Source organism: Paenibacillus sp. FSL R5-0701 (genome assembly GCF_037973995.1).
Lineage (GTDB): Bacteria > Bacillota > Bacilli > Paenibacillales > Paenibacillaceae > Paenibacillus.
In genome coordinates this window covers 6541860-6562325 of record NZ_CP150230.1, presented here as the reverse complement: position 1 = coordinate 6562325, position 20466 = coordinate 6541860, and the positions used below count along the sequence as shown (strand labels likewise).

Below are 20466 nucleotides of genomic sequence, written 5' to 3'. Positions count from 1 at the left end.
TGAGGGCAGTAATGGAATATCAGCGGTACACACTGGAACGGAAAAGACATGAGTGCTCATGAACCCGTCAAGGTTATACGGATGGGGAAGAATGGTGCAGCTCAGGCAAGAGCATAGACGAATGATGCGGAGCGGGATCCGTTGTTTTGTGCTGTCCTGGGTAGTTGGTTAGTGTGAACGTCTTCCGTTACTCTTCAGTAAGATTGTCCATTCTGAGGAATACACGTAGGAGGAACGGCAAGAACATATGAATACTTTAAAACAACAATGGTTTGGCAACATTCGCGGAGACGTGCTGGCAGGCATTACGGTAGCGCTGGCGTTAATTCCGGAAGCCATTGCGTTCTCCATCATTGCGGGTGTTGATCCGATGGTCGGATTATACGCTTCGATTACAATTGCAATTGTGATCTCGATAGCTGGTGGAAGACCAGGCATGATCTCGGCGGCAACAGGTGCCATGGCGGTACTGATGGTTGGACTCGTCAAGGATTATGGCGTGGAATACCTTTTTGCAGCAACGATATTAACAGGAATTATTCAGTTTCTACTGGGCATATTTAAGGTTGGACGGTTTATTACGTTTGTGCCTCATTCGGTACTGACCGGATTCGTGAATGCACTGGCTATACTGATCTTTATGGCGCAGTTAACCCACTTCACGGGAGCGAATTGGATTATGTATGCGATGGTGGCGGGCACGCTGGCGATCGTTTATATTTTGCCACGGTTTTTCAAAGGCGTTCCAGCTCCACTGATTGCGATTATCGTGATGACGATTATTACCTTGGTGTTTCATCTCGATGTAAGAACAGTCGGCGACATGGGGAATATAACGAGCACTCTGCCGATGTTCCACTTGCCGAATATTGCGTGGACTTGGGACACGCTGATGATTCTGCTGCCTTATTCATTCACCATGGCACTGGTTGGTTTGCTGGAATCCCTGCTGACTGCAACCATCGTGGATGAGATGACCGAGACCAAGAGCAGCAAGAACCGTGAGGTGCGTGGTCAGGGTATCGCGAATTTTGTGAACGGTTTGTTTGGCGGCATGGGCGGCTGTGCGATGATTGGGCAGTCGGTCATTAATGTGAAGTCTGGCGGACGTGGGAGATTGTCCACGTTTACTGCGGGTGCGTTTCTCGCGATCCTGTTGTTGCTGTTTAGCGGTGTGGTGAAACAGGTACCGATGGGGGCACTCGTCGGTGTGATGTTTATGGTGTGTATCGGAACATTCGACTGGAGTTCTATTAAAAATATAACTCGCGTGCCGCGCGCGGAAGCCTTTGTCATGATCGTGACGGTGGCGATTGTGGTCTATACCCACGATCTGTCGATCGGGGTTATGGTCGGCGTTGTGCTCAGTGTGCTGCATTTTGGCTGGAAACAGACCAAGATTCGCGTACAGGCGAGCCAGGAACAAGGGCAGAAAGTATATCGGGTTCATGGACCGTTCTTCTTCGGTTCTTCGTCCCGGTTTGTGGACGAGTTCGATGCAGAAGCTGATCCGAAGGAAATCACGATTGATTTCGGAGGTTCACATATCTGGGACAATACTGCGGTTGTGGCTATTGGCAAAGTGAAGTTCAAATACGCGAAGCTGGGCAAAACTGTGCACCTGCGCGGGTTGAACGAAGAGAGCACTCGTATTCTTGAACGGAGTGGGTTTGCGACAGCTGGAGGGCACGGTTCGTAACTTGGTTGCAACGAAGTAAACAACGAATAGATAACATAAAAAGATGCATTTTAATCAGCGGCGCACTTTTTCCGGAAATCGGGGTGAGGGCGTCGCTGATTTTTATTAGAGCCTGAGGCATGCTAGGTCATTTCCACATCATCAGCAACCTGAAGGCAGATCTAGAGTCACTTGGTTGATACAAGTCACGCTGATCTCGAGATTTTATGCTACAAGTTAGGGTGTAACGCTGTATCCCCTTTTGTTTTGCTTGACTAACGTGTAAACTACAGGGTATGGAGAAGAAGAGCAACGAGTGGATTGCTTTTTAAAAAATTCATTTCATAAACATGATTGATATAAGGAAAACTAGTCTTGATGGCAGATACTGATACTAAGGTCATTATGAAATGGACTTATCTAAATGAATATACAGAGGTGTAACGATTGGCAAACTTTGAACAACTGGGCATTCGCCCGGAATGGTGCGAGATCCTGAAACATCAGGGCATCGCCGTGCCGACTCCGGTACAGGAGCGTTCGATTCCGGTACTGCTGGGTGGACGCGATATTATCGCCGAGGCACAGACAGGAACAGGGAAAACGCTGGCATTTTTGCTGCCGATTATTCAGAAAATTAACGTATCCGACCGTTCGCCGCAAGCGTTGATTATTGCGCCTACGCGTGAGCTTGCGCTGCAAATTACGGAAGAAGCGAAGAAGCTTACTGCTAACGACGATAAATTGCACGTGCTTGCCGTATACGGCGGGCAGGATGTGGACAAGCAACTGCGTAAATTGCAGAACGGTACCCAGATCGTTATTGGTACACCGGGTCGTCTGCTGGATCACCTGCGCCGTGGCACGTTGAAGCTGGATAATGTAAAAAAACTGGTGCTGGATGAAGCCGACCAAATGTTGCACATGGGCTTCCTGGACGATGTGGAGACGATTCTTAGCGAGCTACCACATAAACGTCAGACAATGCTGTTCTCAGCAACGATGCCTAAGGGCATTCGTAACCTGGCGAAGACCTACATGAAAGATCCGGAAGATGTAAAGGTATCTTCTCAATCTGTTATTCCGATCAAACAAATTCGCCAGCAAGTGCTGGAATGCACGGATCGTGGTAAATTAGAAGCACTTCGCGGCATGATTGATACGTATCGCCCATACTTGGCGATTATTTTCTGTCGGACCAAGCGTCGTGCATCCAAGCTGAACCAAGATCTGCGTGAAGCAGGTTATGCAAGTGATGAACTTCATGGAGATCTGTCCCAATCCAAGCGTGAGAACGTAATGAAAGCGTTCCGCGATGCCAAACTGCAAGTGCTGGTTGCTACAGATGTAGCTGCACGTGGACTTGATGTTGAAGGCGTTACGCATGTATTTAACTACGATATGCCGCATGATGCGGAAAGTTATATTCACCGGATTGGTCGTACGGGCCGTGCAGGCGGTACAGGTCTTGCTGTAACGTTTGCAACAGAGCACGACAGACCGGAACTGGCACGTATTGAACAAGGGATCGACCAGAAGCTGTCCCGTATCCAGTGGACAAGCGAAGGTCCAATTGCTTCAACTGGAGCAGCTAGACGTTCCATCAACAGTCAAGGGGATGACGAACGTTCAGGCGGACGCTCTTCCGGAACTGGTAGTGCCCGTCGCGGTGCAGGCCGTAACGATCGCAGAGATGGCGGACGTGGGGGTCGTGGTTCCCGCGGCGGCGAAGGTGGCCGCAGTGAAGGTGGCCGCAGTGGTGGTCGTAGCGCTGGCCGCAGCAGCGACAGCAATCGTGGAGCAGCAGGTCAAGGTGGACGCGGTGCGGGTCGCAGTGGCGACGAGCGCAGCGCAGGTCGTGGTTCCGCGCGCAGCAGCGACAGCAGTCGCGGAGCAGCGGGCCAAAGCGGACGCGGTGCAGCTAGCAGCGGCTGGGCTGGCCGTAGTGCCGACAAGCGCACCTCCGGGCGCAGCAGCGAAGGCTCTCGCCGTCCGGAATCCGCAGGACGCGGACCGGCAAAGGGCGACCGTCGCGATTCTCGTCGCGGACGGTAAAGCCTTGGCGCAAGCGGCGATGCAGCCGCAATTGCGCAGGCACGATGCCATGCCACAGGGTTTGGCATGGCACATATGAGAGGGTTCGGGTACAGATGTACCGAACCTTCAGATCAAGGGTCGCGACGGAACCATGTCGCGGCCTTTTTCACCAGGACAGATGATCATTTCCGCTTATTCTTTTTGTCATCTGTGAGTGCCTGTTTGTGCGCCTGCTTGATCCATGGAAGATGCCATTTAGGTATTCCCCATCTAGTTTTTCTTTCTGTCCGTGTACTGCGCATAGCATTTGGCAGACTTCCATAAAATTCAAAACACCTCATCCTAGACCTAAGGATGGGGTGTTTTTGGATTAATTCTTATATCATTAGAATCATAACCTTCGATCTGTGGTGCTGACGCGCATGCAGGGATGGATGAAATTGCATTCGTCTATATACAGGGAGTGAGTTTGCACTAAACTACGTTTTTCTTTCTCAATATATCATCCCTACAGCTGAACATCTGCGTATTGATCCCGATATTTCTCGTTATACACCCGGCCTACTGACTCCGCCAGTCCCCCGCGTGCCTTGCTCGGATAGCGTTCAATCGTGTGATAAAGTCTCATGAATCGATCCTTGGGCATAAAGCGGGCGTAGCGGGTAATAAGACTAGGGAATAACTCAATATATTTGCTCTTGCGCACGGCAGCAGCAGCTACGGCTGTAAGAATCTGAATACCATTGTGGAGCTGTAAAATGTTCACTTCATAGGTTGCGATATAACGAATCGCATCTTCCCGGATCAAATCCGGCTTAAGTCGTGCGATCTCACCGATATATTCAGCCAGTAGCCGCTCGAAGCTGCGTAACAGCAAGGGCTTGAGCTGCAGATCCATATCACTGCGCAGGACAAAGGATTGTAACAGCGCAACCTGTTGCAGTCGAATCCGGTCATTGTAGACGAGTGAGCCGATCTCGCGGAGCATCTCATAGGCAAGTGCTTCATCCTGCTTTCGAGCTTCGGCGACCAGAGCCCAGTTGCGGTTAATACCCTGGCGGATGAGTTCCTCATCCTGTTGCAACGTGCGCTTCAACTCGCGCTGCTGCTCTACCTCGAACGAACGTTTCTGCATGAAGATCAGTAAGGCCAGAAGCAGCAGGGAAACGCTGGCTGCCGCCATGGTTTGATCTATGGTCTCACCGAAATAGGTTGCAGCTGCACCGAACAATATGGTAATGAACAGGTCGCGTGCAATTCGACGTTTCACACGGGAAGTTGCCTTCGCTTGAACGGAATTCAGGGTACCCCGGCCACAGGCCGTGCACTCCTCTTCCCACAGGCAGGTATACTGTCCACAACGGGTGCAGACTTGCAACTTTTCATAGGCATAGGTCGTTCGTTGAAATGGTCGTATGGATACAACTAGTTTAGTACTCATGCTCAATCACGCTCACCATTCAGAATAGTGTAGAGGGTACGATCCGTGTCTTCGCGGGAGACGGGTTTCCGCCGATGAAGCTGGAGTGCAAAACCCTTTATCATGACAAAAAGAAACAATATGGCGAGGCATCCGTATGTAACCATAATCCGTTCCCTTCTATAGCTTGATAATCAAGCGCTGTTATATTGCAGTTTGCTGGCAATAACTATATCATATTTCCATAGTTGGTACTTTTGTGCCAGTTACAGGCGTGAAATCGTCGATTTTTGTCAGTCATTACAAAACTGTAACTCAAGATAGGGGTGCTTTTCAGAATTTATTAGCAGACTGTTAAGATTTCCTTAAGGCTTGACGCCTATAATAAACTATTCCCATTTTAATCTCAAACGTGAAGGAGTACACCCAATGCTGCGGACACGCAAAATACGCTGGCTCAGTGGAACGATGGTTCTGCTGGCAATTCTAACGCTACTGCTACCTCAGGCGTTGCTGCCACAAGCTGCAGCGGCTCAGGCACAGACAAGCGGAATCGATGCGGTACTTGTAGCCGATGTAAGTAACTCGATGAATACAAGTGACCGTGACAAGATCAGTAATGAAGCCATGAAAATGTTTATTGACATGCTGCCCGTCCAGGGGGACAAGGTAGGGATTGTCGCTTATACCGATCAGGTGGAGCGGGAAAAGGCTATGCTGGAGATTCAGTCCGATGCGGACAAGAGCAGCCTGAAGGATTTTATTGATCAGCTCGGCCGGGGGCCATATACCGATGTCTCAGTTGGTGTCGCCGAAGCTGTGAACATACTGAATCATGGTGCAGACCCATCCCACTCGCGAATGATCGTGCTGCTGGCGGATGGCAACAATGACTTTAACAAAACCAAAGGCCGTACACAGGCACAATCTGATGCTGATCTGGCAAAAGCCGTGAAGGAAGCACAGGATCAAGGTATTCCGGTGTATACGATTGGACTGAACGCGGATGGCAAGCTGAACAAGAATGCACTCGCAGACCTGGCTCAGCAGACCGGAGGTAAATCATTCATTACCGATACGCCGGATGATCTGCCACAGATTCTGAGTGAGATCTTCGCCGATCATGCCAAGCTGAATGTCGTGAAACTACCCTCTGTAACGGGAAACGGCAGTTATCAGGAAGTTACCGTGAATGTACCGAATGACAGTGTATTGGAAGCAAACATTTCGATCATGTCCTCGAAGCCGGTGGAAGTACAATTGACGGACCCTTCCGGACAAGCCGTGGATCTGAATTCGGATGCAGCCAAGCTCTCGACGTCGAAGAGTTATTCCCTTGTGAAGCTGTTGAAACCCCAAGAAGGTGACTGGAAACTTCGGGTAAAAGGGGCTCCGAAAGACAGCATCGATATCAACCTGTTGTTCAACTATGATCTTCAGCTCGTTGTGGACCCAATTAAGACCAAGTCCTATACCAAAGGGGACAAGGTTGATCTTGCAGCCAAACTGGAGAATGGCGGTCAGCCGCTTCAGGATAATGATCTGTATACAGATATGAAGGCCACGCTGGTTGTGAAAGATGTGGGTACAGGTAAAAGCGAGGAACAACCGCTGGAAAACACAGGTTCTGGTTTTGCCGGAACGTTTGAAGTACCAGACAATCATAACTATGAATTGGTCATCCGTGCGGAAGAAGACAGCTTCTACCGTGAAAGTGAGCCAATTACGATCAACGCGAGCGGAGCAGCAGGAAGCGGAACTCAACCAACAACTTCAGGGGGAGAACAGGACAAGCCGTTTCCTTGGTTACCTGTCATTTTGGGTGTTGTAGCCCTGATTGTGGTCGGTGTTGGTGCATGGTTCCTGCTGGGCTGGCTGAAACGCAAAAACCGGGGATTTGTAGGTCAGATGGTTGTGGAGATTCGTGATGAGAACACGGGAGATAAGTCATATCCACAATATAAAAAGCTGGTATCCTTCCGGGGCAGATTCCATCTGCATCAGTTGTTGCAACTGGACCCTGAGTTGAAGGAAACCGAAAAATATGTATTTACGCCCAGCAATGGAGATCGAATTATAATCCGTAACACCGCAGGCGGTACGTTGGAGAAATCCGGTCGTGCAGTCGATGCAAGCTCAGGCGTTGAACTGAAGAACGGTGACCGACTGAGCATCCCGCTGCAACAGGCGGACAAGACCATTTTAATTGAGTATCTGGTTTAAAAATGATTGCCAATAGAAGTTGGAACTGACCGTTTACACGAGAACGCAGAGGACAGAAAAAAGCTGGAGAAGCGAAGCGTTCGCCTTTATCCCCAGATTTTCACCTTTGAAAAAGAGAATCAAAAAATCTGGGGATAACAGCGATCGGAAGGTTGTTCTGTCATCGGAGTGGCAAGTGTAATTATGTTGTAGTTCCGACTGGTTTAACTAAAGGGAGGACAACGAATGAAACCGATTGTTAGAGAACATATTCAGCAACTGGATGTATCACTTGGCGGAGGTATTGTCAGTGAGAAGATCAGAGTTGATACGATTGATAACCCCATTCTGATTATTGGTCTGGGAGGAACGGGAATTGACGCGTTGCTGCGCCTCAAATATCAGATCAACCGTCGTTTCAAGCTGCCACAGGACCCGGTATCCAAGAAAAAAATGGACAAGCCGGACAATGTGGAGTTTCTGGCTTTTGAGACAAACGAACAGGATCGTGCCAAAAAGTATAAAGGGATCGGACTTGATCCGATCAATGAATTCGTATTGCTGTCCAATGCCGAGATTGGCGGACTTCTACAAAACCGCAGCGTGCTGGAGCCTTATATTACGGACTGGCTGTCTCCCGAACTGAGCATCACGGATGGCATGAACGGTGCCGCAGGGGTGCGTCAGGCTGGACGTCTACTCCTGTTCACGAAGATTAATCAGGTCGTACAGGCTATCGATAAAAAGATCAAAACACTATCCGTAGGCACCAACAAAAAACTGATGGTGTTCCTGCTGACAGGTCTGTCCGGCGGTACAGGCAGCGGGTGTTTCCTCGATATTTCCTATATCGTACGCGGCATTATCGAACGTGATCATGGCTCAGCCGGGATTGACCGCGTGAATACGCTGGGATACCTGTTCACCCCAGACGTGAACCTGTCCAACAAAAGCTTGAGCGAACACACTCGCGAATACATTCGCAAGAACGGATATGCTGCACTCAAAGAGCTGGATTACTGGATGAACGTGGACAGCCGCGGTGAGCGGTTTACACAGAAGTACGGCAATATTTTAACCGTCAACTCACCATTGCCGCCATTTAACCTATGTCATCTGATCTCTGCGACGAATACCGAAGGCAAATTGCTGGAGAACGCCTATGATTACTGCATGAATGTCACGGCCGAGAACATTACCAACTTCATGGCAAGTGAGGAGAAGCAGTCGGGTGAGGAGTTTGCGATCCATGACTATATCAGCAACATTCGCACCAACATTGCACAGATGAACAAGGTGTACCCGGCTAACTATGATTACAACATCATCGGTGCATCTTCGGCTGTCCTGCCGATTGAAGAGATGACCACTTATCTGGCGTATCGCATGTTCGATAAAATGAACACCATGTTCTCCAAAGCACCAAACCAGGAGGATACCGAGAAGTTTGCCCGCAAGCTGGGCATTGATCTCGAAAGTGTGGTCAAGTCCTTTGAAGCGCGCGTGCCTGAGCCACTGCCTGGTTATCAGAACAGCGAGCGTTTATCCTATGGTAACGTGGTGAAATCACAGGTTGTGAATATGGACACCGAACTGGAGCAGAACTTCCTGGCCCGTGCCCGTGAAGAATATATCAAGGCGAAGAAACAACTGCCTGGTGAGATTGCGGGTCAGTTCACTGAACAGATCCGGCGTATGTTTTTGCATCCCGAACAAGGTCCGTTCTATGTCTCCCGTCTGATTTATACGGAAAAAGGTTTCTGTGTACTGAAGATGATTCAGTCGTACATCGAAACCCTGCGTGAGAATGCCTTCCGCATTCCGCGTGATATTGAAGCAGCTCAGGAGCAGTCCGAAGAGAAGCTGGGCGATGCAAAGAGTGCTTTTGTCTCCAAAGAGAAGAAAAAGAATGCTTATATTGAAGCAAAAATTCATGAGTACTGGCTGCACGCCGACGTGGAACGCAACGATCAGATGATCGAGTTCTATGAAGATCTGTATGAGTTGCTGAACCAGGAGAACAGCCGCATTTATAACGTATTTACCGAAACGCTGAATGCCCTTAGCTCGATATTCGCCAAGAACGGTGATCTGCTGACACGCGGCGAGGAACAAGCCGATCACAAAGGCAACAAAACATATTACTGGAACGTTGTAAGTGTACCGGATATCGTCAGTGTGGTGGACGGGCTGTTGGATAAACGTGATACAGATGATCTGATCCGTGACTTCTCCCGTGAATTGCTGGAAAACTCCAGCCAGTGGGTGAAAGAAAACGAGATTGATATCGTCAGCTCCATCTCCGACTTCCTAAGTGAGAAATTCGGTGATCTGATTACCCGTTCCATGGAAGATTTCCTGGTGATCAAGTACGGTCAGGATGAGTCGGTTGAGAAATTCGTGGAACGTTTCATTGCTGGCAAATTGGATGATGAGGCTGTTCCGGTGTTCAATCTGAGCAACAGTACAGGCAGTCTGCATTTCCCTTCATGGGGATTTGTATCGGTACCGGCACAGGCACCAGGCATTCTGAAAGGGATTCGCAATTATCAGAACAATGCCGTGGGCAAGTCACATTTTACCGTTAAGGAAAGTGAAGTACGTAACCGGATTTTCTGGCTGAATACCCGCAACGGGGTACCACTCTTTGTGTATACACCGCTTAAGGTATATGAGGAAAGTTATGAACGTACCATTTTGGACAAAGAAGGCATTGGTCGTCACTTGGTGCAAACGGAGAAAAACAACTGGACCTATCTGCCGTCTCCGATTCCAGAGAAATCATGGGGAGATGTGTACGAGAACGCCCGCGTGAAGCAGTATAACGCCCGTGTGCGTAACGAATTCGAGCAGGCGCTTGGATACAACATTGTGACAGCCAAATCCATTGATGAGAATACAAGCAACCGGTATGCGATTGTGACAACAGAAGCGTTTGATCTGTCTGCCAAACTGGGAGCCTACGACATGCGTCTCACGTCCACAACGCCGAACCTCGGCGAAGTGAAGCGGGCGGTGATCGAGCTGAAACGTCTGCAATCCGAAGGGTTGCCACGTGTGGGAGTTAAGGATATTTTCGGCAGTATTAATGAAGATATGGCCAAAGAAAACCTGGTACGCTCCCCGCAGCTGATCGCGCGCGTACGTGAGGAACTGGCAAAGATGAATGCCATCTCGGCCAAAGTCGCCGAACTCGAAGGCATTCTTGCCCAGTACCAGGACGAAGAGCAGTGGTATGATCGCTTCATCGAAGCGTTATATACCGACACCATCGTCAAAAAAGGTGCGCTCTACGTCTATGACCGTGACCCGGAAGAAGACGCATGGGAGCCATTCGCAAACCTGATGAAGAGCCGTAACTTTGCCGAGTATGAAGTGTTTGGCAACTTCCGCGGTCTGGCTGAGAAGGATCGCAGTACACTGCTTCGTAAAGCCTCCCGTCGGGATACTGATCTGACGGCTTCAGAAGATATCACCCCATTGCTGACAAAGCTGGATGATCTGGCTGCGCTGTTCATGGAATCGCGCGATCGTCTCGAATACGAGCGGGTAGAACTGGCTAACGGAGAAGACATCTATCAGTTCTACAGAACGATGTCGTCCAAGCTGAACGACATTCGCAGAAGGCTGAAGTAAGATGGCGGCTGGGATGGAGTTCAATTCGAACAATACCCTGAAGCGTGATCTGGAGAAGTATGCAGCACAGTATGCAATAGAGCAGGAGCGTCAAGGCAGCCTGGGTGATGGACGCAGCAGTATCCATTACCCGGCGTTGTTCCTGTTTGTGGGTGATCTGGTTGCACCTGCCGTGTCTGCTGTGCAGGAGATCAATCAGCTGAAATGGGATAACGGAGACGGTGTAGTCTACGTTCAGATCGGGACAGAAGATCAGAAAGAGCATCCGGTTGAAACGAGGAATGTTGGCTCGTCCGATGATGGTCAGGTGACTCGTCACTGCTTGCCTCTGTCCGCTGGGCAGACGGAGCGACCGTCCAAAACACGGCGTAAGGATGTACATCGCAGTTTCCACGAATCGGATCAGGCGCTCTTTGACCTGAATCGTACGCTTCGTCGGGTCAGTAACCGAATTGCCGAATATGGACGGCTGTACTCGTCATTTGATCGGATTTACGTTACGGTGGTAACCAGAGCGGATGATCCGTTGAATGTATTGTTGCCAGAGCTCACCAAGCTGACGGAGACCATTTTGTCCCAAGCCTTCAAGTCGGTGCAGACGGATCTGCATGTATTGGTCAGCGAGATGGAACAGGTGGATTCCTTCGGGTATGCCAGCGCAGCAGGCCTCGCTTTTCTGAGGGAACTGGATTATATGCAGTCCTTGGACTACACGTTCAGCGGTAATCTGCTGGTGACGGAGGATGGGATCTCCATTTCGGTTACACATCCCGCGTCACCGTTGTTTGATCTGGTATATCTGTTGTCCGACAAAAATGAGCGTGGAACCGGCGTTCCCGGTGGCTGGATCGAAAATGCCGAGATCATCTGCCGCATTTGCCTGCTGAAGAACAGGAAGCAGGATACGGATCACTCGGGTACCGTTTCAAGTACGGGAGCGAACACGTACAACAATACATCCTTTAAAAACAATATTCGTACCACCTCTGATCAGCATGGTTATGCCAGCGCGGGTTTTGCCGAGATCAGGCGGCCAAACAAGCCGATTGCACTGGCGGTGTTATATCACATGTATCGGTATCTGCTCGCACGCATGCGGCAAGAGCCGGATTGGAGCATTAAGGACAAACTCGCTTTCTTTGGACTGGACGCGGCCTCGGTGGAACGTAAAGTCGAAGGCCTGCTTCCCGATGAAGATCTGGTTAGTGGCATGAGCGGCATCATGACGCATAACGTCAGTTTCTCCGATCTGAAGCCGCTCTCACTTCGTGAAGCGGAGAGAGCGTTGTTTGGACAAGGAGCTGAAGCGTACTTCCGCGATAACGTTGTCCGTCTTGTCGAAGAGCGTGTGCGCGAGCGCAGCTCTAGCGGTTCCCTGCGCCGTCAGGCTGAACATTCCCGCGCGGAGCATCCCGAGGTTGGTTACTTCCAATGGGCAGCCTGGAGTGACAGTGAGCCCGGCAGTGTACGTGAAGCGCTGCTCGGACTGATTCGGGATAAATCGATGCAGCTTGAATCGGCACGTGCTCTGCTGGAGCAACGTCAGCAAGAGCGGGTGGAAGATCAGTCGTTCAAACGAGCGTTGTTCCGTGATAAACAGAATGTGCGCAATCTGATTGACTGCATGCTGGAGCGAGTGTATGTACCGAAGATAGAATTATTGCGGCTGGAAAATGAATTACATCTGCTGCGCATCTACGATACGGAGATGGAAGAACTTCATCGTTTTAGTCGTCACGTCACAGCAGCACTTGAAGCGCTGGAACGCACACTGCGGGAGACAGCTGCCCAAAGTATCGCTGCTGCCGATGAATACATCGGACAGAACGTGATGGAGTACTACGGCAAAGTGACGGAAGAGCTAATCATCGACCTGGAAGCCAAACGCGGACGGGACGTATGGTTTGAGGACCGTTACATGGGAGACATGAACCGGCTTGCCACAGAAGGCGATGATCGTCTGTTGAAACGCCTGATGGAGGTATGTCACTCGTTGCTGCTTACGGCAGAGCCGTTGCAATTGCCATTTGAAGAAGAGCTGTTGCAAAGGGCCAATGTAACGATTGCCTACGGAGACAAAGACGTATTAACCCGGGATGATCTGTTCCGCAGGTTGTACCACACGCTGGAGGATCAGGCGGTTGTTCGGGTACGGGTATTCGATTATACGCAGGAACATCGGTATGAAGAAAAGTACTTCTTTGGCGACCATCATAGTGCTTTCATGGACTATGCGGCACATGCCGAAGAGACGTCACGCATCTACAAGTTGGGTGTGGTGTACGAAGAACGCAGCAGTGGTGTGGAGAAACTGAATCTGATGGGAGGTTTCCATCTGGAGGATCTCATGGTGTATCGGAACGGCAAGGTATATTATGACTCGTACACGGAGAATGGTTATGAACTTCACCCCGCAGGTCTGGTGGAAAAGTTGTCACCCATTCGTTAAGAAGTCTGGTGGTGTCCTACACCCAGCACCAATCTTGTATTAACTCAGCCTGTTTAAGGCTGGTTTGGAAAGGATGCATGCACACATGCAGCGAAAAATTAATCTTCTCCTGGTCCTATTCAGCCTGATTGGCGGGGCAGTGGGCTTTGCGGCAGGAGAAATCATGCTGCGTCAATGGCTTGGGGAGATGCCACGTCTGTTGCTGATGGGATTATACTTTGGCGTACTGGCGCTGAGCGTTGGATTGTTCTGTTTGATCGCAGAGATGATCTCACCCAAGCTGAATGGCGCTTCATGGAAGCTCCGGTATCTGGGACTGTCGTGGAAATTGCTTGTTCCGGCAACACTCGCTCTGTTGTTTGTTGCTGGACTCGCCCTGCAATTGTTGTATCAGATCAATCCGGGCGGTGTGAAGCAAGTGAAAGACATCGTACTAATGATCGACAACTCGGGCAGCATGAATGATACAGATCCGGATAACGGACGCTTTGAAGCCGCCAAGACACTAATCAGCCAAATGGAGAGTGACAAACAGGTAGCTGTCATTACGTTTGATGATCAACCGCAGTTGTTACAGCCGTTTATTGCGCTGGATAGTGAAGCGGCCAAGAATGAGGTTTATAGCAAAATCGATGGTATTGTCACAACTTCGGGCGGCACCAATTTTGATGCCGTGCTGCGGGAAGGCATGGAACAGATTCAGGGCAAACAGGACCCAAAACGCGGTACCGTCGTCATCTTGTTATCCGATGGCTTCAGTGAAGCGGACACGACCGATATTTTGTCCCAATATAACAACGAACAGATTGCCATTAATACAGTCGGCCTTAGTCTGGTAGATCCTTCGGGTACGGATTTGCTGCGTAACATTGCCCAGCAAACGGGTGGCATGTACTATGATGTACCGGATTCCGGTGGTCTGAATCTGGCATTCCAGCAGATCTACGATACGATTGATGAACGGACGCTGGTAACGGAGCGTACAGGCATGATGGAGCATAGCGTTTATCTGGCGATTTTCCGTGTAGCAGCAGTATTACTGATTGGAGTAGCCCTGGGTGTATCACTTGGACTGGTGTTTGATAACCGTCATCTCGCGCTCAGCTTTGGTATAGGCGGTGCGGTGTCGGGTCTACTGGCAGGGCTTCTGCTGGAGTGGGGACTCGACGGTTCGAACGTGGGTGATACATTTGTACGACTCGGTGCGATGCTCATTTTGTCTGGCGTATTGACCCTCTTCTCCTGGATTGTTCCGATTAAGGAGAACACGCCGCGGAAGAGCCGAGGTCGTCGTGAAGCTGGCGGCGGAACTTCTTCTGCCGAAGGGTTTGGTCAGAGACCAAGAGATACACGCAGCAAAGGATTCTAACGTCGGGAGGTCAATGGAAATGCGGTTTACGGATGCAGACCCTTCGACACCCTTGATTCGAAAACTGACACTTGCGGTGGATGAAGGGCGTTGTACACTTCGCTGGCTCTGGCCGGAACGGGTAGAAGCTGTGTATGTGGAACGGCTGGAGCTGGATATGATGAGCGATGATCGTACCGGGGAAGAACCTGCACAGGGCAAGCTGAAGCTGTACACGAGAGAAGAATATAAGGCGGGCAATGGTTACACGGATCGGATCACAGGTTTTGGTGCCATCAAGTACACCGTGTATGTGTGTCAGATGGAGGAAGAGGGACCTGTACTGATCCGTCAACGAGACGAGGACAACATGGTGATTGCAAGCGCAGGGAAGGCGGATATCCGCTTTTCCATTCGCTACAAGAGCGGTTTTTTTCAGAAACGAAAAAGTGTATTGATCACCGTCACAGCGGAAGTACCTGTTCCGAAGGAAGCCCTCTGTTATGTTCGCAAACAGGGCGGGGTTCCGCTGAATAAGGAAGACGGTACGGTGTATCCTTTTGTGAGTGATTTTGCTCCCGGAAGAAATGAGATGCCGCCCGTTGAAGTCGCCAAGGATGATTATGTGCGATTGTTCTTCACGGACGGACCGAAATATGGAGCCGCCTATCGGCTTATATCAGACTAGATAGTTGGACTAGCGATGGGAAGGTTACTCTGTCATCGTAGTGCAAGTGTAAATCACCTTAGTCTGACTGATCAGGGGAGGGGAGTGGCTATGAGCTTTTTTAGTCGGTTTTTGAAGAGACAACAGCCGGAGGAACGTCCGCTGTTTTACGATATTGTATGCCCTTATTGTTTCAGCAAGTTTTCACCGGAAGAGGTGGTGTTCCGCGCCGCCCATCACCGCGATGATGATGAGGACTACGCACTCGGGGAAGATACGAAGTTGAATCGGTATCGCGAAAGGTTCGGACTTGATACGGTATTTGATATGGAGGCCGTATTGGCTCCACATGATGTACCGGAGGAACACCGTATTTATTCCGATAACATCGTGATGGGTCTGAACGATCGGTATGGTGTCGTTACACGCCGCCGGTTGTGCCCGCAGTGTCACAATGAGCTACCTGTTACGGCAGGTAAAGCACCGAGCAACATCATATCCATCATTGGTGCATCCCAGGTAGGTAAATCCGTCTACATGACTTCATTAATTCATACATTGCAGCATTATACGGCCGATCATTTTGACGCGGCTTGCATGCCATTGAATGCGGAGATCAGCCGCCGGTTCCGTGCGGATTATGAAGAACCGTTGTTCGAACGGGGCGACCTGCTGGATTCCACGCAGAAGGAGAAGTTGCAGGAGCCGTTTATCTTCCAGTTTGTGTTCAAGGATGAAGATAAAGCACCGCTGACACTGGTTTTCTTTGATGTTGCGGGTGAAGGTATGGTGGAGCAGGATTATCTCGGACTTCACGGGCAGCACATCAAGAACTCGGCCGGCATTCTGTTTATGGTGGACCCGCTTCAGATTCGTTCAATTCGGGACAAAATCCGCATTAACCTCGGCAATGAGCCGGGAGAGTGGACACCACGATACGATGAGCCACGTGACGTGGTACTGACGATGTTCGGAGATTTTATCGCGTATCAGGATAAAGCCAAGACCAATATTCCAACAGCCGTTGTGCTTACGAAAAGCGACATGCTGCATTCCCTCAAGGATGAAGAGGGCGATTATATCAAATCCAACAGTAATGTCTTCCGCAACATGGTGCACCGCGATTGGTTCGACTTAACCGAGTTCGAGAATATCGACGGGGAGATCCGGCGTTTTATCGAGAAGGTGGATCGTCCGTTCAAGGGCACGATGGATGTGTACTTCAAGGACACAGCCTATTTCGCAGTATCTGCGCTGGGCAGCAATCCGGTGGATATGAAATTGCAGGGTGTGGTTAGCCCGATCCGTGTGGATGAACCCTTCCTGTGGCTGTTGTACAAGCTGAAGTACATTGAGGGGAGAGTGGGATGATGCGTTCTTCCGTAACCCCGCCCATTGAACAACAGTTGTATACCCGAGAGCGGCGCGGGGTGTTTCGCACAACAGAGGGGTTTGATACGGTTGCGGCATCGCCGGGACTGGACCCTTCTTTTATCAAAAAAGTGCTTCACCCCTACTGTGTCTATGACGCTCCAGCGGAGCTAACAGGCCGTAGCGAGAAGGACGAGACGAAGTTTCCGGCTTCCATTCACCTGCTTCATCTGGAGAGTGGAGAGACGATCCTTGGGCAAAATGTGTACCAGTCTGCGGATTTCACCGGGCTGCGCAGTGCCTTTTTTGCACATAATTACGTCTTGTCTCCCGAACGCTCGGAAGAGCAGATGAAACAAGGCGGCTGGCTGGATGCCGTGTTCGCCACGTCCTATGACATCGAACAAGGTACAGTTCTGCCGGCGCTTGCTGAATTGCCTATATCACCTAGGAGCGGACAGGGTGGGGCGACCGATGCTGGCGTAGGATCACCAAGCCAGCTGTTGAGCGCCTTGAAGATGAACGAAGTGCTGTTCAAGCGCCTGCTCTATGCGGTAATGCAGTCTGTAGCGACACGCAGAAAAGTATACATTGCGCTGGACCTTCCCGCAGAGGAAGTGACCGCAGGGGCCAAAGGATTGTTACGTTTGCTGTACACGGCTTTACCCTACGCATTCCGGCGGCAGCTGGGATTCATGACGTTTGCCAAGGAGCCACAGGCCAAGAAGGGCATTCACGTCCAGTTTGTAGAGCGAGGAACGTTGCGTCCAAAAGACAGGAATACGGAGAAGGATTTCACCTTTGATCTGGTATCCGGCAGAGTGACACATGCGGATGCATCTGTGGCGAAGTTACCTTACGCCGAATTCGCTTGGGCCTTATTGCAGGAACCTGCGGCGGCGGATGCGTTCTATACGTTTGCGGATGAGATGCTGTCAGGAATGGAGCCTGGACGGGAACTTTCCATTGAAGCATATGGTGAACTTGCGGTGTTCTATGGTCTTGAACAAGGCATGGAAGACCTGTATCTGGATAACAAAAGTCATGTCCTGAGTGGTTTGCTGACCTATTTGAAGCCGGATGGTGGATCGCAGCAACGATCCCGTCTGAACGAGCTGTTCCTGACCTTGCTCAGTAGGGAACTGGACAGTGTGAAGCGTGAGAACGTACCCGAAGAAGACGTCGCAGCTCGCATTGGAGAATATTTCAGTGTTGCCGCGCCCGTGGTACAATCACGGATTGTGGACTATTTCATCTACGGTGTGAATAATGCCCGCGCCCAGAAGCGTATGCGTGCTGTGCAGGAATTGTATGCTGTGCTGGATCGGGATCCGCAGCTGAATCGAGCTTTCTTTGATAAAGTGCTGGCCAATGAATCGCTTACCAAGCTGTTGTTCGAGCCTTATCTCGACAATCAGTTGAAACGCACGGAATCAGCAGCAAACGTTGTGGAAGTGATCCGAAGATGGGTTACGTCCCATCCATCTGCGATCCACTACAGCTTCTTGCAGGAGCGGACAGCCAATGAGCTGCGTGAACGGTTATGTTCTGCTCCTAATCCGGTACAGTCTGCTAATGAAGCCCTACAGCGAGTTAGTGTGCTCGACCGGGTATCCATGGAAGATACGTATGATACAGGCATTACGGCACGAATTGGTCAAACTGAAGCTACAGCCCGCCCTAATCGAAAAGGGGGATCTCCGTCTGCCAGTCAAGATCCGGCGTATCAGGAGGAGTTAACCCGCCTTGCAGACAAGCTCGCTTATGTCATTAACTTGTTTATGATTCAGGATCTCGATCTGGATCGGGTTAACCGTGAACAGTTGTTAAGCATCGATATTTTGCAGCATGGCAATGAGGTGCGGGATTGGGCGGCACGTCAGGGCTCTGATGTATCCGCTCGAACGAACATGATGCTGGCTGCGAGAGTGTGGCTTAGTGGCGAGGGGAATGAAGAAGAGGCTTTGGAGGCACTTTCCCTGGCAGAACGCAATGAACTTCAACGCTGGACGCGTCGCTGGCTTGCCGGAGAGCTGCAGAATCATCCGGGGATCGCGGCATATGAAGCTTTGCCGATGGCTTTTTATCGGGGAGGAAGCGGCAGCAATCGGTTGGATTATCCTGGCCTGATTGAATTCATCCGCACCAATGCGAGTCGTGCTGAAGGGCTGTATCCATTCTTCGAATGGTCAGGAGATCATCGAATGTTTGTCCGGGGTTCCAATGCGCATAAAGGATATGCGGATGCAATCGTGGCTTATTTCAAAGCCCATGACCGTGAAGCTTTCAAGTCGAAGTCAGCTTTCAAACCGTATTACGTGAGAGCCAGCAAGACAATGAAGCCGGTCTATGACCGTGCGAAGACGGAATTGTCCTCTCCACTGGTGCGGATGCTAACGGGTAAAAGGAAAAATCTGTTCGGATTAATCCTCTTGATCCTGGTTCTTGGTATTGCTGGCGGTACATATGCATGGATGAAAGATTCTGTAGAGCCGCCAGCGGCATCCCCTCCATCTACCCAGGAGCCTGTCATACCGGCTGAACCTGAGGTGCAGCTCGCGGAGCAGATTGCTTATATGATTCCTGCGAGTGACCAGGAGGGTACGGAATTACCTGCTCAACTGGTGATCCGTTTCAGGAATGATACGGGAAGCACTGAGTTTGAGCAAGGCAAACTTCAATTGACGATGAAGGATGATAGCACTCAGGAGTTGGATACTACAGGCAAGTGGGAGAGTTTTAATCGGAATGAGGAGCCAGATAAGCAAGTTCCTTCCGATAGTAGTTCAGGAAGTACTTCCGAAGGGAGTACGGATGGGTCGTCAGCGGGAAACGCGGGGAACTCAGAGCAGACGGAGGAAGGCGATCAACAGGCCGATCCTTCAACATCGGGTGATTCCACTTCAGATCCTGCTACCGATACAACAACGGATACAGGGACGAATGCATCGTCTAATGCTGCGAGTGGAGACGCGGATCAAGGTACGGATGCAGATCAATTTACTGGTTCCACATCGCCTGACACATCTGTATCCAATGAACAGGGTGCGGATGCGAACACTCCTGCACAGATGTCTATTGGAGAGGTAGATCGTCTCTATCCGTATGGATTGCAGATTGATCTTCCAGCGAATATGGATGCCGAGAGCATTGTCAGTGTGAAGAGTACGCAGGGCAATATGACGGTGATCCAATTGATGCCACACCCTAAGCTGTAAAGCATATTAATTGAGCGTATTGCATAGATTCATTAAGTGTCTTTTAATCCATTAATGAAAAATTCTGACATCATACTTATTAAACAAGCGTATGTGAGATGACCTTGAACTTGAATTTCAAGGTCATCTTTTTTTGTTCCACATCCCGGATATAGCAAACGCATGAAAATAAATCAGTCATTCACAATTCGGACACAAAATTTGCGATTCAAGAGTTTGAAAGAAAGTCAGAAGTGATAAAGTGCGCGGAATGAATGAGAAAAGATCTCATGTGTACTTGAGAAAAGAGGGCGATTTCTGCTATAGAAAGACCAAATAAAGCACAAAAAGAGAAGAAAATTTGGTTTTTTATGTTGACAAATGATAATGATTATCAGTATCTTTAGTGTAGAAGATATTTGCGTCGGAAATACACAGAATTACAATTTCGTTTTTGTTGC

10 protein-coding genes are annotated in these 20466 nt (G+C 50.0%); 9 read left to right on the top strand and 1 reads right to left on the bottom strand.

The features are described from left to right. Positions 1-247: 247 nt before the first annotated feature. Together MKZ13_RS28795 and MKZ13_RS28790 are read left to right on the top strand one after the other, a co-directional pair. Positions 248-1699, top strand: coding sequence for a SulP family inorganic anion transporter (locus MKZ13_RS28795; protein WP_339180113.1), 1452 nt, complete (start codon positions 248-250; stop codon positions 1697-1699). Between the two features lie 426 nt (positions 1700-2125). Then, on the top strand, positions 2126-3733 hold the full coding sequence (locus MKZ13_RS28790; RefSeq protein ID WP_237177322.1) for a DEAD/DEAH box helicase: 1608 nt from the start codon (positions 2126-2128) through the stop codon (positions 3731-3733). Positions 3734-4223: 490 nt separating this feature from the next. On the opposite strand, the gene MKZ13_RS28785 is transcribed toward MKZ13_RS28790, so the two are convergent. Beyond that, positions 4224-5156 (bottom strand): hypothetical protein, encoded by a 933-nt coding sequence (locus tag MKZ13_RS28785; RefSeq protein WP_047840770.1) that lies wholly within the window; start codon positions 5154-5156, stop codon positions 4224-4226. Positions 5157-5564: 408 nt separating this feature from the next. On the opposite strand from MKZ13_RS28785, the gene MKZ13_RS28780 reads away from it, so the two are divergent. From MKZ13_RS28780 to MKZ13_RS28750, 7 genes are all read left to right on the top strand, one after another. After that, positions 5565-7358: a VWA domain-containing protein gene (locus MKZ13_RS28780; protein ID WP_339180109.1), complete on the top strand. Its 1794-nt coding sequence runs from the start codon at positions 5565-5567 to the stop codon at positions 7356-7358. A 225-nt stretch (positions 7359-7583) separates the two neighbouring features. Beyond that, positions 7584-10973 carry a tubulin-like doman-containing protein gene (locus MKZ13_RS28775; protein WP_339180107.1) on the top strand — a complete coding sequence of 1130 codons (3390 nt, stop codon included), beginning with the start codon at positions 7584-7586 and terminating at the stop codon, positions 10971-10973. A gap of 1 nt (position 10974) precedes the next feature. Beyond that, positions 10975-13422, top strand: a complete 2448-nt coding sequence (locus MKZ13_RS28770; protein ID WP_339180104.1) for a transcription initiation factor TFIID — start codon at positions 10975-10977, stop codon at positions 13420-13422. 85 nt (positions 13423-13507) lie between these two features. Continuing rightward, on the top strand, positions 13508-14791 hold the full coding sequence (locus tag MKZ13_RS28765) for a vWA domain-containing protein (RefSeq protein ID WP_339180101.1): 1284 nt from the start codon (positions 13508-13510) through the stop codon (positions 14789-14791). Between the two features lie 19 nt (positions 14792-14810). Further along, positions 14811-15458, top strand: coding sequence for a beta-mannanase (locus tag MKZ13_RS28760; protein ID WP_339180098.1), 648 nt, complete (start codon positions 14811-14813; stop codon positions 15456-15458). Between the two features lie 90 nt (positions 15459-15548). Continuing rightward, the gene (locus MKZ13_RS28755; RefSeq protein ID WP_339180096.1) at positions 15549-16808 is read left to right on the top strand and encodes a hypothetical protein; all 1260 of its coding nucleotides are present in this window, start codon (positions 15549-15551) and stop codon (positions 16806-16808) included. Beyond that, complete coding sequence (locus MKZ13_RS28750) at positions 16805-20026, top strand: hypothetical protein (protein WP_339180093.1); 3222 nt, start codon at positions 16805-16807, stop codon at positions 20024-20026. The genes MKZ13_RS28755 and MKZ13_RS28750 overlap by 4 nt, the downstream gene beginning before the upstream one ends. Positions 20027-20466: the final 440 nt, after the last annotated feature.